Below are 17,226 nucleotides of genomic sequence, written 5' to 3'. Positions count from 1 at the left end.
TTCCTCCTGAATAAAAAAATTTGTAACATTTGTAACATAACTATTATGATACTACACTTTGGTGAATTTTTAAATAGTTTTTTGAAAATAATAATATTATATATGTATTTATACTATTTTTTTACTAAAATGTATCTAAATACAACATATATTATAATATTATATCTATTTATAAAAATATATTCACCTACAACACTTTATTATTTATAATAGGTTTTAATTTAAATTATATATATAGTTTGGCTTTCAATATGTTTTTTATACTATTTTATTTTTAAAGTTTTCATCAAGAAGATATTATCAAAACTGAGTGGATAGGTTAACTAATTATGTTAATAAGGCGATAACTATAAAAAATCAAAGGATATCGAGGTAACTAAAAATTAATTGGCTGTATTATATGATAGAAGTTAATTTAGAAATTGATATAAATTTTTTACTAGAGTATAATAAGCAAAGTAAAAGATACTGTGTTCGGAGGGGTCAAAATATGCTACATGTTGTCAAAAGAGATGGACGAGAGGTTCAATTCGATTCAATTAAAATTACAAATGCCATAAAGGGAGCGATGGATGAGATCGCTTTTAATTTAAAAGAAAGTGAAGTTATAGAGCTAACTCAAAAGGTCATAGAAAAAATTGAGTGTTTGGAGAAACAGCAACTAACTGTTGAAGAAATACAGAATATTGTTGAAGGTACACTTTTAGAAAATGGTCATAAGGCTATTGGAGTAGCTTTTTCTAATTACAGACGCGAACGTAACAAGATTAGAGAAATAAAATCAGACCTTATGAAAGCTATAGAAAAAATAGGAGTAGAGACAGATAGAGATAATGCTAATGTGGGTAATAACTTTAGTTCTAAGTTACTTAGAATTGCTAGCGAATCTAACAAATGGCATAATTTATCTATGATGCCTAAGCATTTGTCAAAAGCACATGAAAATGGTGACGTATATTACCATGATCTAGATAGCTATAATTTAACTGTAAATTGTTTGCATATACCAACAAGAGAAGTTTTAGAAAGAGGGTTTAATACAGGATACGGATATATAAGAAAAGCAAAAAGGATAGAGTCTGCAGCAGAGCTTTCATGCATTTTACTTCAATCAACGCAGAATGATATGTTTGGAGGTCAATCACATCCAGATTTTGACAATGACATGGCGGCATTCATAGAATATACAAGGCAAGAAATTAGACAAGAAATTAGAGAACTTGGTGTAGAAGAGCACAAAATTTGCGAATTTGCGGAACGTAAATTAAGAAGAGCTGTAGAACAATCTATGCAGGGAATAGTATATAACCTAAACACAATGCACAGCAGAGCTGGATCACAAGTGCCTTTTAGTTCGATGAATATTGGAGTACCGGAATCTAAAGATGCAGCACTCGTATGTGAAATATTTTTAATTGAATACGAAAAAGGACTTGGAAAAGGGGAACAACCTGTATTCCCAAACATAATTTTTAGAGTTAAAAAAGGGGTCAATAGAGAAAAGACTGACCCATATCACTACTTATATAAGCTTGCTTGTCGAGTTGCTAGTAGGAGAATGAATCCTACCTTTATGAACTTGGATGCTGATTTTAATAAATTCTACTATGATCAAGGGATTACTCCGGCTACTATGGGATGCCGTACTTATATTTGTTCTAATGCAAATGGAGAGGCAGGAACGAAAGGGAGAGGAAATATTGCTCCAGTAACTTTAAATCTCCCTAGACTTGGTATATTAGCGAAGGGAGAGGTAGATAAGTTCTATAAATTACTTGATAGTAAGTTAGAACTTTCTAGAGAAGCACTTATGCATAGATATGATGTTCTGAAAAAATTAAGAGTTAAGGATCTACCTTTTGTAGCAGGGCAAGGTCTTATGGTAGGTAGTGAAGGGTTATTACCTGAGGATTCCATAGAACCTATTTTAAAAAATGGATCATGGGGTATTGGTTTTATAGGGCTTGCAGAAACGGTAGCGTCGCTAACTGGAAAACATCATGGAGAATGCGCAGACTCCAGAAAATTAGGAGTTGAAATAATATCTTATATAAGGAATTATACTGACAAGCTAATAGATGAAACTAAGCTTAATTGGAGTGCTTATGCTACGCCGGCTGAAGGATTAAGTGGTAGATTTATACTTCAAGACAAAGCTGTGTTTGGTGAAATACCGGGGGTTACTGACAAAGAATATTATACAAATAGTTATCATATTCCAGTAGGGTATCCAATATCAATTAAGGAAAAAATAGATATCGAGGCGCCTTATCATAAATTATGCAATGGTGGACATATTAGTTATATAGAACTTGACGATTATCCAACAGAAGAGATTATAATGGACATATTAGATTATGCATATAAGCAAACAAACATTAGTTATATGGGCATAAATTTCCATATTAGATATTGTAAAGACTGTGGAACATATCTCCATAATGGAGCACATAAATGTAGCAAATGTGGAAGTAGTAATATACAAGGGATTTCAAGGGTAACAGGTTACTTAAGTTTGGATGAGAGATTTGGTTATGGGAAGACAGCAGAGAGAGCAGATAGAATATCTCATACTGCGGGTCATGTATCTACATATTAAAAATCGCTAAGTACGATGAAAATGATGGGCAATTGTATTAAACAATTGCCCATCATTTTCATGTGATTATTTTATAAAGGGTGGTGGAGTGAATGAAACTTCAAATAGGCGGGTTTCTAGATAATTCATTAGTTAATGGAGATGGACTTAGGTCTGTAATTTTTGTGTCTGGATGCATGCATAACTGTGAAAGTTGCCAAAATGAGTTTATGCAAGATTTTAATTATGGGGATTACATTTCAATAGATGATATTGCACAAAAAATAAAGAAGAACATGCCTATAATAAAAGGGGTTACCTTTTCAGGAGGAGAACCTTTTGAGAGTGCGGTAGCTTTATCGAAATTATCAGAGAAATTAAAGGGCCAGGGATTAAATATTTGGTGTTATAGTGGATACACTTTCGAAGAACTAATACATAGCGGAGATAGTGACAAACTAAGACTACTAAGCTGTATTGACGTACTTGTTGATGGCAAATTTGATAAAGAATTAAAGGAAGGCGCTAGTAAGTATATTGGATCATCTAATCAGAGAATCATTGATGTTCAAAAAAGTATTTTAGAAAGTCAAATTGTATTATGGAATAAGCAAATATAAAATTCATTATTAATAATTTGATCGAATGTGAAATAAAAAAGGAAAGCCCACCACTTATTTAAAAATGGTGGGCTCTTCTTCTAAATATAGCTTAATATTTTGACAGACATGGATTCTTTTATTTCATCATTGATCACTAAAGTATTACTATCTATTTTTGAGGCGTTTTTCATATGCATAAGATATGTTTCTACTCCCTCCAATGGAAGAGATAGTCGTGAAGTTTTATAGTGCATAGGTATAACTATTTTGGGGTTCATTTTTTTAGTAACTTCCGACGCTTCCTTGCCATCAATTGTATAATTACCACCTACTGGGATAAACAATATATCTACATCTCCAAGGGAGGACATATCATCATTTGAAAGAGTGTGGCCTAGATCTCCTAAATGACATAAGGAGTACCCATCCATTCTGAAGGTGAATATTATATTATCACCCCGTTTTGCACCTTTATTTTTGTCGTGATAAGAAGGGGTGCCTTTTATAGATATATCATGTGAAGTGGACATACCGATTTTATCTATGATTTTATAGTTGCCATTTAGCTCTTTAATATAATTATGATCAAAATGTTGATGACTTATAGTTACAATATCTGGACTACCTTTATAAATATCATACCCTAAAGTATTGTCAAATGGATCTGTTAAAAGCTTCACACCTTTTGAATCTTCCAAAAGAAAGCATGAATGACCTAACCAAGTTATTTTCATGTAAATTCTCCTTTTGTTAAATGGTTTCTCTTTGTTATGGTATGTAACTCCCACTTATGGAAGTGGGAGACTTTCCTTCTGAAATGCCTTTAAAATTAATATATTGTGTAGAAATAGAACCTTTTATACGGTCATTTCATGACTCACGATATATAATTTTGATTTTTATCAAATATCTAATAAATTCTTTTTATAGTTAGAATAATAAAGTCTAAGCTCTTCCATTTGTGCATCTAATTGTATTTGTAATGATGAAAGTTCTTCATAGTTTTCAAGGTTAGAAGCTTCTTTTATTTTAGTAAATAGGCTTTTCTTAGAATAAGTATCCTTCATAAGAGAATGTCTAAGATCATTAATTTTTTGCCAATTTGCTAAATCTAAATCTAAAGCTTTTTCAGCAGTGTGAATCATTTCAGATTTTCGAATCTCTTCTGCATAATTATTTAATAACCTATTATTTATTTCAGTAACCCATCTACTGGTTATTGCCATTTTAAAACTATTTATTATGCTAGTAGTAAATACATTGGAAGTCGTAAGAACCTTAAGTTTTTCAGGATATTCTTCTAATGTACGAACATTTTCATAAACAGTTTTAGGTGCTTTTCCAAAATATTTTGCGCGCTCATCTTCTGTATAGAATTCGAATACATCTTCTTCACTTCTATAAGCTCTATCTTTTTCTAAATAATCGCTGTCGTCTCCTGGTGCTTTAGATAATTCTTTCAAAAGGTCATCTTCAGATTTATTGTTTTCTATGGCATATACAATTCCATCGAGCATTGTCATATACATGGTAGATAAAGCTAAATAGGCATTAGTATGTGGACATGGAGACCTAAGTTCAAATCTTGTAGCAAGTGGATTATCAAGGTCTCTTATTAAGGCTAAAAGTATAGATCTGTTTCTCGATGGAATATCTACACTGTGACCAAGTGAAGTTACTATGCAAATAGGAGCTTCAAAACCAACTTTTAATCTTCTTAAAGAATCATTTGTTGAAGAAACAAATGGATTTATTACTTCATAATTTTTAAGTACGCCCATCACGGAAGCATAACCTAAAGTGCTTAAAAAATGTTTTTTATTTGAATTGAATAAGTTAACTCTCTTTCCGTTTTTTAACTTTACAGCGACTCCGACATGAATATGTTCACCGCTTCCAGCCACATCATGTACAGGTTTTGCTAAAAAATTAACATCTAGACCGTTAAGTCTGAAGGTTTCCTTTACTAAATTTCTGATAAATAGCTCATTATCTGCACATTGAAGAGCATTTGAAAACTTCCAATCTAATTCAAGTTGTTCCATAATATGTGTTAGAGTACCAGCTTCACCTATTTGAGCTTTTACCCCACCAACTTCTTTATGGCCCATTTCAGGTTCGAAACCATACTCTTCCATTAAAAGAAGTGTTTGCTCGAGAGCTGTTCGAACATTTCCTTTAGTTTTACTCCAATATTGCTCTTTTAGTACCTGCGAAGTAGATAGTTCTTCTATATCAGCTTTATCATTAGGTGTTTTTACCCAAAATTCTAACTCAGTAGCAGAAGTGAGCATTAGCTCATCAATATCTTTATATTCAAAATTAAAAGAGGTTAAAGATGATGGATATTCTTTGAATAAATTAAGGAGGGTTGTTTTAAAGCATTCGACGGATCTTTTTAAGATTGATCTTGAATCTACTGGGAGATTATCATGTAATAATATACATGGGATTTTTAATGTACCTATAGGTAATGATGTTTCAGGGTCAATGTTTTCATAATTGTAGTCAACGTACCAATTACAGTCAAAATCTGCCAGCATGTCTAATTTAGCATTGTTTAGAGTAGCAATACCTGGCAATACTACAGATGAACCATCAGTTTGAATAGCGCCGTCCGCGAAACCGCTAATATCATTTAAGAATATTTTCATCGGAATTCTCTCGTCAGTGTCATTACCGGATAAGTCAATACCAACTAGTGAGACGAATTTCACCTCAGAGTGAGCAAGTAAAGTTTCTTTAATTTCTTTTTCAGAATGCTTTTCTTTAGGAATTACATAAATTAATTTTTTCAAAATAATATTCCTCCTTTAAAGTATATAAATTGCTTAAAAGCCACTAAAGTGACTTGATTAACATTTTTAGAAATAGAATCATGATCTTAGCAGAATACTTGAATTGCCTGTAACAGGACTACAACATATAGAAGTAGTGAGCTTTTTTAAAAAATACAACAAAAATTTATTTGTAAATAAAATGATTTTATTATGAAAATGCAAGTATGTCAATAAGAAAACATCATAAAATACAATTAATCATGAAATAATGGTGCTTATTTGCAAGTTGTTTTAAATAAAAATTCATTTATAAATTCAAATCATATCAAAGTTTATTTTTAACTAGTATTATATCACATACATCTATGAAAAGGTGATATTTAAATAATCAAAGTGTTATTGAAGGTTTGGCAGAATAGTATTTCCAAAATATTGACATATAGGAGTTATAACACAAATTTTATTTTTTAGATATAGACCTCTTTTTTTTATGGTAAATACAAGAGAATTTAAAAAGAAATTGACAATAAAAATTCATTATAATATAATGATAAGAAGTTCATAGTAATTATTGATTATGACTAATAAAAAGCTTTGATTAGGAAAAGTATTTAAGCAAGTAACTTACAGAGAATGGGCCAGGCTGAGAACCCATAGTGAAGGTTTAGAGAAAATCACCTAGGAGCTGAGAGCTGAATGTTTAGTAAGCTTATCCGTATTTCTGCGTTAAAGAATAAAGTATTATTGTACTTGAATTTATATTTATTATAGGTGGCATAACGAATTTAACTTCGTCCTATTTAGGGTGGGGTTTTTTTATATTTTAAAATATTGTAGTACCGCAGGTGATGATTTAACGACATTTCAGAAGGAAAGTTCCCCGCATACAAATAGTAATTATTAAATGAAATAGGGAAAGGAGTTTTATTATGTATAAGAAAAATGATGCTTCAAAAAGTTTTATGGATATAGAAAAAGATGTGCTTAAGCTTTGGAAGGAAAAAGATATTATTCAAAAGAATTTTGATTTAAATGAGGAAGGAGAGGCCTTTACTTTTTATGATGGTCCACCAACGGCTAATGGAAAACCACATATCGGTCATGTTTTAACAAGAGTTATGAAGGATTTAATTCCAAGATATAAGGTAATGAAGGGGTATAATGTTCTTAGAAAAGCTGGGTGGGATACTCACGGGTTACCGGTAGAACTTGAAATAGAAAAAAAACTTGGAATTAATGGTAAAGCTGGAATAGAATCTTATGGTGTGGAAAAGTTTGTAAAAGAATGTAAGGACAGTGTTTTTAATTATGTGAATTTGTGGGAGGAAATGTCGGATAGGGTAGGATACTGGGTAGATATGGAGAAGCCATATGTAACTTATCATAATGATTATATTGAATCAGTTTGGTGGGCATTAAAGCAAATGTGGGATAAGGATCTATTATACAAAGGTCATAAAGTAATGCCTTATTGTCCAAGATGTGGAACATCTTTATCATCTCATGAAGTGGCTCAAGGATATAAGGATGTAAAAGAGATGTCAGCATATGTAAAATTCAAAGTTAAGGGTGAAGAAAAATTTATACTTGTTTGGACTACAACTCCTTGGACACTTCCAAGTAATGTAGCGCTTGCAGTAAACAAAAAATATGATTATGTTGAGGTAATTGAGGAAGGTGAGACTTTAATACTTTCGAGAGATTTATTAAGTAGACTCGAGGGAGAGTATGAGGTAGTACGTGAATTTAAAGGAGAAGCTCTAATAGGTCTTGAATATGAGCAAATGTTTAATTTCTATACTCCAAAAGAAAAAGCATTCTATGTAGTACACGGAGATTTTGTAACGCTCTCAGATGGTACAGGGATAGTCCATATTGCTCCGGCTTATGGTGAAGATGATAATTTGCTTGGTAAAAAATATGATTTACCACTTATTAATTTAGTTGATCTAGAAGGAAAATTTGTAGATTGCGTTGCTCCATGGAAGGGCATTTTTGTTAAAGAGGCTGATGCTAAGATATTAGAATACTTAAAAGAAAACAATGTTTTATATAAAGCAGAGAAATTTGAACACTCATACCCACACTGTTGGAGATGTGATACACCACTTTTATATTATCCAAGAGAAAGTTGGTTTGTAAGAATGTCTTCAGTAAGGGACAAACTTATAGATAATAATAATAAAATTAATTGGATGCCAGATAACGTAAGGACGGGAAGAATGGGTAAATTCCTTGAAGGCGTTATAGATTGGAGTATAAGTAGATCTAGATATTGGGGGACTCCACTTCCAATTTGGGAATGTGAATGCGGTCATCGCGAACTTATAGGAAGTATAGCAGAACTTAATGAAAAGGGAATAGATGTGCCAGGAGGAATAGAGCTTCATAAACCATTTATAGATAAGATAAATTTAAAATGTCCAAAATGTAGCAAATCTATGACTAGAGTAGAAGAAGTTATAGATTGTTGGTTTGACTCAGGATCAATGCCATTTGCGCAACATCACTATCCATTTGAAAATAAAGAACTATTTGAAGCTAATTTCCCAGCTCAATTTATTTCAGAAGCAGTAGACCAAACAAGAGGATGGTTCTATACGTTACTTGCGGTATCTACAGCTGTATTTGATACAAACCCATTTGAAAACTGTATTGTACTAGGGCATGTATTAGATAAAAACGGAATTAAAATGTCTAAGCATAAAGGGAATGTGCTAAGTCCATTTACAGTGCTAGAAAATCAAGGAGCAGATGCTCTAAGATGGTACTTTTATACTGCTAGTGCGCCATGGTTACCTTCAAGATTTTATGAAGGCGCGGTAATTGAGGCACAAAGGAAGTTCATAGGAACCCTTTGGAATGTATATTCATTCTATATTCTATATGCTGAAATAGATAATTTTGACCCAACTAAATATGATCGCTTTGAATCTGAGAATATTATGGACAAATGGATGATGTCAAAACTAAACACATTAGTTAAGAATATAGATGACCATTTGACGAATTATAGAATAACTCAAGGTGCTCTTGAACTCGAAGGTTTTGTAGATGAACTTTCTAATTGGTATGTAAGGCGCAATAGAGCAAGATACTGGGTAGAGTCACTTACAGATGATAAGATAGGCGCTTATATGACATTATATAGAGTTATCACAACTTTTTCCAAAATATCTGCTCCGTTTATACCGTTTATAACAGAAGAGTTATATCAAAACTTAGTAGTTGCATTTGACAAAAGTGCACCAGAAAGTATTCACTTATGTGCATGGCCTGAATATAGAGAGGATCAAGTGGATAAAGTATTAGAAGAAGAAATGGATATGGCTTATAAGACTGTTAAATTAGGAAGAAGTGCACGAAATGCTGCTAATATAAAGAATAGACAGCCGCTTTCTAAAATGCTAGTTAGTTCTAAATCTCTTCCAGAGTATTATGGAGATATAGTAAAAGAAGAACTTAATATTAAAGAAGTAGAGCTAGGAGCTGATATTTCTAAATATGTTAAATTTGAAATTAAACCAAATTTACCTGTGCTAGGTAAGCCATATGGTAAGCTAATACCAGGAATTAAGAAAGCAATAGGAGCTATGAACCAAATGGAGCTTGCTCAAACTATAAATAACGGGAGCATAGTTACTATAAATGTAGCGGGAACAGAAATAGAACTCAATAGCGAGAGATTACTTGTTACAATGCAAGGGCTTGAAGGCTATGCATTTGCTGGGGAAGGTGAAATGGGAGTAGTCTTAATGACTAACATCACCGAAGAACTTAAAGAAGAAGGAAACGTACGTGAGATCTTAAGCAAGATTCAAAACATGAGAAAAGAAAGTGGTTTTGAAGTTGCTGATAAGATTAGAATTTACGTATCTGGAAATGAAATGCTTCAAAATGTAATTTCGAGATTTGAGGAACAAATCAAACGGGATACTTTATCTGTAGAAGTTGTATATAATGGTGAAAGAGAATATACGACGGTTAAGATAAATGGTGAAGATTTAAAACTAGATTTAGAAAAATTGTAATTAATGATTTAGAAAGTATGTGATATTAAGCACATACTTTCTTTTTTAGTAATAATAATGTGGGGGTACACTTTATGAGATATATTTATAAATATCATTGTAAACTTGATTTAATGGGAACACTATAACTATACTAATAGTAGCAAGTTCATATATAACTTGAAATGACAGGCTTTTATCAGTATAATGATAAGATAAGAAAATAGTAGGAGTTGAGAAATATGGCTGCGTCAATAAAAGATGTTGCAAGAGAAGCGGGAGTTTCTATTGCCACAGTATCCAGAGTTTTAAATGATATAGATGTGGTAAATGAAGACACTAAGAAAAAAGTAAATGATGCTATTAAAAAATTGTCGTATAGGCCTAATATAGTTGCAAGAAGCTTAAAAACTCAAAAATCTAGTACTATAGGGATAATCATACCGGATATATCAAATCAATTTTATCCTGAAATTGTTAGAGGCTGTGAGGATGTAGCTAATATTTATAAATACAACATTATGCTTTGCAATGCGGATTTGGACGTAGATAAAGAAATGGAATCTTTAAGAATACTTAAAGAGAAAATGATAGATGGAGTTATATACATGAGTAATTCCATAGAGAATAATGTTATAAGCTTAATAAGAGAGCTCGAAATGCCGACGGTTCTTGTAGAAACTACAGATGCTGGTGGAATATTACCTAGTGTTACTATTGATAATGTAAGGGCAGCAGCTGATGCGGTAAAATATTTGATAAATAAGGGCAACAAGAAAATTGCATATGTAGGTACTGATATAGAAAAAGCTAATGCGCTAGCTAAAAGGCACACGGGCTATATCAAAGGGCTTGAGGAAATGGGAATAACACTTGATAAAGAGCTAATTTATCTTGGCGGAGTTAAGGCTAGAGATGGGTACAAGGGGATTAATGCGATATTAGATAAAGGTGTCCAAATAGACGCAGTATTCTGTGCTAGTGATGAAATTGCTATGGGAGTAATAAATGCATTAAGAGATAAATCTATTAAAGTTCCGGAGGACATAGATGTTATGGGCTTTGATGATATTTATTCAGCTTCAATATTCTATCCTAAATTGACTACAGTGGCTCAACCAATGTATGACATGGGATCTGTAAGTATGAGAATGCTTATAAAAGCTATAACTAATTTAGAGGTTGAGGAAAAACATTTTGTATTACCGTATAGAATAGTGGAGAGAGACTCCTGTAAATAAATATAAGTCTTATTAAAACAAAATAAGTTTTAATAAGACTTTTTACATTATTTTCATGAGCCTTGAATATACAATTAGGTGATTTTATAAATGTCAAATTAACAAGTTGGAGGTAACAAAGTTTTGAATATTAATAATAAAGTAGAAAAAATATTTTCATATTTACTAAGTATAAAAAATATGAATCAAAAAACTATAAGAAATATTAATGAATATGAAAATGTACATTGGCAAAAGGAACTCCAAAATATTAGTGGGTGCACTTTTAATGTTGATGAAAATAAGGATTATTGGTTAACTATAGATGAGAGAGCAGGAAAATTATACGCTCAGTTTCAGAAAACATATTTAAAACTAGAAAAAAACAGTGAAGATTTAGAGGTGATTTGGTCAAATGGACTTTTAACTTGGGAAAAAGAGGGCAAAAAAGTAGTCCATCCTATTTTTACGACTAAAATGGAAATAAAACTTGACGCAATGAAAAAAATATTTACCCTAAAACCATATAATAACCAAACCAATGTGGAGCTTGAATTTTTAAATGAATACCTCGAAGTAAACTTAGACAGTTTACTAAGCATTCGCAATAAAGCAAAAGATATGGCTTTGGATGTGAGAAATATTGAAATGGCTTCGAAAATATTCGAAGAGATAGCTATGCTTTTAAAAGCTCACAGGTCGGATTTTTATATTGAGGAGCTAAGCTGCGAATCAGATATAAAGATTCAAAGTAACATGCAATTTTACAATGCCCCATGCATCATACTTCGTAAGGTTGACACAAGACTTTGGAATATGGAACTAAATGATGTATTAACGCAAATAAGAGCGGGATTTCCTATTCCTAAAACTATAGAAGCTTTAGTTTCAGAGGAAAATATGGTGCAAGATATCGAGGAACTTAATGAGTGGACGGAAGTGGGACAAGATGTATTATTTCCTCTGCCTGCAAATCAGGAGCAAATGGAAATAACTAAGAGGCTCGCTGAAAACTTTGGGATTGTTGTACAGGGACCACCAGGTACTGGTAAAAGCCATTCTATAGCTAATTTAATATGCCATCTTTTGGCACATGGCAAGAGGGTGCTAGTTACAAGCCAAACAGATAGAGCATTAAGGGTTTTGTCTAATAAAATCCCCGAAGAAGTTAGGGCATTATGTATAAGTATATTGGGAAATGATACGAAATCACTAGAAGAATTGGACGAGTCTGTTAGAAAAATAACAGAAAATTTATCAATGGACACTAAAGAATTACATAAAGACATAAAACTCTTAAAATATAAACTTAGTAAGTGCATTGAAACTCAAAAAAAATTATATGAAGGGTTAAAATGCATTGAAGATAGAGAAAACGACAAGGTAGAGTATGAAGGGCAAAAATACACATTAATGCATATGGCTAAGTGGGTTAAAGATAATGAAGATGCTCATTCTTGGTTAGTAGATAAGGTTGATTTTAATAAACAAAATCCCTTAGGTCATGAAGAATTTATTAAGTTAGTTACATTATCAAGTATAATTACAAAAGAGCAAGTGCATGAAATAAATAACATAGATAAGTACAGAGCGATATTGCCTAAAGAAGATGAGTTATGTTATAAAATATTAGAATTATTTAAATTAGAACAGTACCAACATATTCATGAGAATAACATTAAAGACTGGAATAATGTTAAGTCTATAGATTATGGGAATAGAAGATTACTAAAACTTGTAGATGATGCAATAGAAAGGCTAGAAGGGTTTGAGAATAGCTGGTTAAATAATGTTATGACTCATTATTATTCTAATAACGAATCACGAAGTCTTTGGCAACAATTAGTTAATAAGTGTAATGAATATATAAGAAGTATAAGTGAAATTAAGCAAGAATTAAATGATCACAAGTTAGAAATACCGACTGATGTTGATATAAACAAATTTAAAAATGACTTTGATGTTGTATCAAAAGCAATAAGTGAAAAAGGCAAACTGGGAATTGTATTTAAAATACTCCATGGTAAGTTTAAATATATATTCGCGGGTTGTAAGGTGGATTATGAGCTTATAAATAATAGTGAACAAATAAGGGTAGTTAATTTATATATAAAGCTACAGCTATTAGAAAGAGAACTTAAAAATATTTGGAATAATACAATAGAAGAGTATGGGGCAAAGATAATAGATGATTCGAACTTAAACTATGTAAGTGAGGTCGCGAGGGGCATTAGAGGTATTGAAACGATTATTAACTGGGACAAAGACTTTAGAAATAATATAATTAATTTTTTACCAGATAAAAACCTGACGATTAGGTTACATTGGTATGAAAAAGAATCATATATATATCTGAAAAATGGATTTGAGAGTTTAAGGCTTATACATAAATATAACAAATTAAAATTAGAAATGGAAGGGATAGAGAAAACATTCAATAATGTAGGGTGCATGCAAAAGTTACACAATGCTATAAAAACAAGAGACGTTGATAGTTTGCATTCTGTTTATATGGGGATTGATAGCCTAATGCAAGTAGCGAGTAGTGTGTTAGAATTAACACAATTAAGCAAAAAGATGGAAAAATGCTGTCCTATATTACTTGAAAATATCACGAATGATAATAAAAAAGCCATGAAGGGTTTAGAAGATTCAAATTGGGAAAAGGCATGGAAGTGGAAAAAATGGAATGATTTTTTATGCAAATTAGAAGAGATTGATGTGGAAGCTTTAGAGAAAAATATAGCCCAGGAAAAAATCAAAGAAAAATATATTATAAGAGAACTTGTTTCTAAAAAAAGTTGGTTCAATCAAATAGAGCGTACTACTGAGGCTCAAAAAAGAAGCTTATTTACTTGGATGGAAGCTATAAAAAGAATAGGAAAAGGCACGGGAACTCAGGCAGTGAAGTATAGGAAAATTGCACAAAAGGAAATGGAAAATTGTAAGGATGTAATTCCTGTATGGATTATGCCAATAAATAGGGTCATGGAGAATTTAAAGCTTACGGATAATTTATTCGATGTGGTAATTGTGGACGAGAGCAGTCAAAGTGATATATCAGCTATAACAGTTTTAATGAGGGCTAAGAAGGCAATTATTGTAGGAGATGAAAAGCAAATAAGTCCAGAAGCCATTGGAAAGGACCATGTCGCTGTAGAAACTTTAATAAGCACATATTTAGAAGATATTCCACATGCAGAATGGTTTGATTTAAAAACTAGCTTGTACAATACAGCCCTAAGGGTATTCCCAAATAGACTATTATTAAAGGAGCACTTTAGGTGTGTGCCAGAGATAATAGGATTTAGTAATGAATTGTGCTATTCGGGCGAAATAATACCTTTAAGAAGAATAGACGCTAAAGAGATAGTTGGCCCATTTATAGTAACCTCTAAAGTTACGCAGGGATGTAGGGATGAAACTAAGGCTATAAACGCAAACGAAGCAAAAAGCATTGTAGATAAGATAGTAGAGTGTTGTAGTGACGAGAGGTATAATGGCATGACAATGGGAGTTGTATCGTTACTAGGGGACGCTCAAGCTGAATTAATACTGGGCATGTTGGTAGAGACACTTGGCATGGAGGAAATACTGCAAAGAAGACTTATATGTGGAGATGCTTATTCCTTCCAAGGGGATGAGAGAGATGTAATGTTCCTATCGATGGTTATTGCAAATAATGCTAAATTTACAGCTTTAACTAAGGGATCAGATATAAGAAGATTTAATGTAGCGGCAAGCCGTGCAAGGAATCAAATGTGGCTATTTCACTCAGTGGATTTAGATAACCTCAATAATAAATGTGTTAGATACTCCCTATTAAAATATTGCCTTGAGGAGAATGAACCTAAGGAAGAAATTAAATCACAACAATATTTATTATTAAATGATTTTGAGGAGCACATAGAAAGATGCATAAAAGAAAGTGGATATAAGATTACACCAAAGGTTAAAGTAGGAAAATATACTATAGACTTTGTTGTAGAAACGGATTTATCTTTGGATATTACTGGAGGTCATTATAAAAAAATAGCAGTTAAATGCATTGGAATGCCACAAGATGAAAATTATAATTGGCAAAAGCAGTATGAAATGCAAATGTGTCTTGAAAGGGTTGGATGGGAGTTTTATAAAATACGTGCCAGTGAATTTTATAGAAATCCTAGTGTAGTTATGGATAGATTATCACAAAAATTAAATAATTAGAAAAAACATAAAACCTTACTTAGTGAAATTTTTGTTTGCATATTATTCCAGTTAAGTTATAATAAGTATAATAACAGAGTATGATAATAGTATGATTTTTAATAAGAGGGTGAGAGGAATGACTAGCAAAGTGAAGAACGTAATATGGATGATATGGAAAAATGAACAAGAAGAAACATTTAAAGTAGGAGAATTAAGTAAAGGAACGGAAAAATATTATTTCAAATATGATATTGAGGGTGTTAAGAAGGCTGAAGCGTATGGATTTTCTCCATTGCCGTGTTTTCCTATAGTAAATTCAAAGTATTTCAGCGAAGAATTATTTCGTTCATTTGTTAAGCGACTACCATGCCTAGGAGAAAAGGATATGACCTCTGTTTTAAAGGAATATAATATTGACGAATACGATGATTTAGAATTACTTGAAAAAAGCGGAGGCAAAATGTCAACAGACAGATTTGAATTTGTTTCGCCTTTTGATGAAGAGAGTATTGTTTTAGATAAAGAAGGTATTCTCGGATGAGAAATAAAAACATTTAGACAAAAATGTGCAGGATGAAAAATGTATTTTCCATCCTGCACATTTTTGTTTTTTTAAATTAACAAGAGGTATAAGCAATTTTTAAATATATAAAACTAAATACTTAAACAATATTATAAATTGTTCTCACAACATAGACTTATGAATCATAAAATGAAATGAGTAATAATTTGGGGTGGTATTTTGCTATACGTACTAATCTTAGCAGGTGGAAAAGGAACAAGACTTTACCCTCTATCTCGTGCACAAAACCCGAAGCAGTTTTTGAATATTATCAATAATAAGAGCTTTTTAAGAAGCACTGTGGATAGAATAAAATGTTTAGTTAGCAATGAAAATATTTATGTAGTTACTAATGAAGATTATTTTGATAAAATATGCGAGGAACTTCCAGAAATTAATAAAAAAAACATATTTGTGGAACCTAGTAATAAAGAAACTGCTACTTGTATAGGTCTATCCGCTGCCAAGCTAGTGAAACAGGACAAGGAAGCAACCATGATAGTTTTACCTTCTGATCATTATATAGAAAATGAAAAGGAGTTTAAAGAGACTATTTTACAGGGAGTTGAAATTGCAAATAAAAAAAGAGGACTAGTCACCATAGGGGTACAGCCCACAAGACCAGAAACTGGATATGGTTATATAGAAATGGGAGATAGGGTAAACGCTGATATGCCTACGTTCAAAGTAGAACGATTTTTAGAAAAACCTAATACCGAAGTAGCCAAGGATTTGCTCTTAAAAGGAAACTTCCTTTGGAATAGTGGTATGTTTGTATGGAGAGCAGATGTGTACTTACGAGAGATGGAGAAGTATTTACCTAAGATGTATAAAAGATTAATGACTATATATCAAGCTTTAGAGACTGATGAAGAATCCGAGGTAACAAAAGAACAGTACAATGAAATAGATGGAATATCAGTAGATTTTGGCATAATGCAGAAAACTAGAAAGGCATTTGTTATAAAATGTGACTTTGTATGGGATGACATAGGAACTTTTGCAGCACTTTCAAGGTTTCTAAGTAATTTACGAGGTAACAATGTATTGGGTAACACGTTTATGGAAGAGAGTGAAAATTGTTCAGTATTTGGTAAGGACAGACTTATAATTGGGTTTGGTGTAAAGGATCTTATAATTGTCGATGCAGGAGATGTAATACTCGTAATGGACAAGAATAAGGATCAGGAGATTAAGCATTTGGTTAATGAACTTAAAGAGTATGAAGGAACGGAAAAATATATATAATTTAATTTTAATAAGCCCCACCTATAGGGGGGCTT

9 protein-coding genes and 1 other annotated feature are annotated in these 17,226 nt (G+C 31.9%); of the genes, 7 read left to right on the top strand and 2 right to left on the bottom strand.

Features of this window, described 5'->3' with window-relative positions; translation table 11 throughout:
- The first annotated feature begins 490 nt into the window (after nt 1–490).
- On the top strand, nt 491–2,599 hold the full coding sequence (gene nrdD / locus ACWJJT_RS10240) for an anaerobic ribonucleoside-triphosphate reductase (protein WP_462954668.1): 2,109 nt from the start codon (nt 491–493) through the stop codon (nt 2,597–2,599).
- A 92-nt stretch (nt 2,600–2,691) separates the two neighbouring features.
- Complete coding sequence (gene nrdG, locus ACWJJT_RS10235) at nt 2,692–3,198, top strand: anaerobic ribonucleoside-triphosphate reductase activating protein (protein ID WP_462954667.1); 507 nt, start codon at nt 2,692–2,694, stop codon at nt 3,196–3,198.
- A gap of 80 nt (nt 3,199–3,278) precedes the next feature.
- Here the strand turns inward: nrdG and ACWJJT_RS10230 are convergent, their stop codons facing one another.
- Both ACWJJT_RS10230 and ACWJJT_RS10225 read right to left on the bottom strand, forming a co-directional pair.
- Nucleotides 3,279–3,914 (bottom strand): MBL fold metallo-hydrolase, encoded by a 636-nt coding sequence (locus tag ACWJJT_RS10230; RefSeq protein WP_462954666.1) that lies wholly within the window; start codon nt 3,912–3,914, stop codon nt 3,279–3,281.
- Between the two features lie 168 nt (nt 3,915–4,082).
- Complete coding sequence (locus ACWJJT_RS10225) at nt 4,083–5,981, bottom strand: type I glutamate--ammonia ligase (RefSeq protein ID WP_462956767.1); 1,899 nt, start codon at nt 5,979–5,981, stop codon at nt 4,083–4,085.
- Between the two features lie 564 nt (nt 5,982–6,545).
- Nucleotides 6,546–6,762 (top strand) — a binding site (T-box leader).
- A gap of 127 nt (nt 6,763–6,889) precedes the next feature.
- Here ACWJJT_RS10225 and ileS point away from each other — a divergent pair.
- The 5 genes from ileS to ACWJJT_RS10200 all read left to right on the top strand — a co-directional run bounded on the left by ileS (nt 6,890) and on the right by ACWJJT_RS10200 (nt 17,191).
- Nucleotides 6,890–9,991, top strand: coding sequence for an isoleucine--tRNA ligase (gene ileS / locus ACWJJT_RS10220; RefSeq protein ID WP_462954665.1), 3,102 nt, complete (start codon nt 6,890–6,892; stop codon nt 9,989–9,991).
- Nucleotides 9,992–10,212: 221 nt separating this feature from the next.
- On the top strand, nt 10,213–11,211 hold the full coding sequence (locus ACWJJT_RS10215; protein ID WP_462954664.1) for a LacI family DNA-binding transcriptional regulator: 999 nt from the start codon (nt 10,213–10,215) through the stop codon (nt 11,209–11,211).
- Between the two features lie 123 nt (nt 11,212–11,334).
- On the top strand, nt 11,335–15,399 hold the full coding sequence (locus ACWJJT_RS10210) for an AAA domain-containing protein (RefSeq protein ID WP_462954663.1): 4,065 nt from the start codon (nt 11,335–11,337) through the stop codon (nt 15,397–15,399).
- Nucleotides 15,400–15,517: 118 nt separating this feature from the next.
- Nucleotides 15,518–15,922 carry a hypothetical protein gene (locus ACWJJT_RS10205; RefSeq protein ID WP_462954662.1) on the top strand — a complete coding sequence of 135 codons (405 nt, stop codon included), beginning with the start codon at nt 15,518–15,520 and terminating at the stop codon, nt 15,920–15,922.
- 201 nt (nt 15,923–16,123) lie between these two features.
- The gene (locus tag ACWJJT_RS10200) at nt 16,124–17,191 is read left to right on the top strand and encodes a mannose-1-phosphate guanylyltransferase (protein ID WP_462954661.1); all 1,068 of its coding nucleotides are present in this window, start codon (nt 16,124–16,126) and stop codon (nt 17,189–17,191) included.
- Nucleotides 17,192–17,226: the final 35 nt, after the last annotated feature.

It is taken from the genome of Clostridium sp. CM041 (assembly GCF_055081035.1).
Note: the sequence above shows the minus strand (reverse complement) of the source record. Positions and strands in the feature narration are given on the sequence as shown.

Excerpts from the sequence above, each read along its gene's own strand:
- ACWJJT_RS10205 (WP_462954662.1), top strand. The coding sequence starts at position 15,518 with ATGACTAGCAAAGTGAAGAACGTAATATGGATGATATGGAAAAATGAA.
- ileS (WP_462954665.1), top strand. The coding sequence starts at position 6,890 with ATGTATAAGAAAAATGATGCTTCAAAAAGTTTTATGGATATAGAAAAA.
- nrdG (WP_462954667.1), top strand. The coding sequence starts at position 2,692 with ATGAAACTTCAAATAGGCGGGTTTCTAGATAATTCATTAGTTAATGGA.
- ACWJJT_RS10215 (WP_462954664.1), top strand. The coding sequence starts at position 10,213 with ATGGCTGCGTCAATAAAAGATGTTGCAAGAGAAGCGGGAGTTTCTATT.
- ACWJJT_RS10230 (WP_462954666.1), bottom strand. The coding sequence starts at position 3,914 with ATGAAAATAACTTGGTTAGGTCATTCATGCTTTCTTTTGGAAGATTCA.
- nrdD (WP_462954668.1), top strand. The coding sequence starts at position 491 with ATGCTACATGTTGTCAAAAGAGATGGACGAGAGGTTCAATTCGATTCA.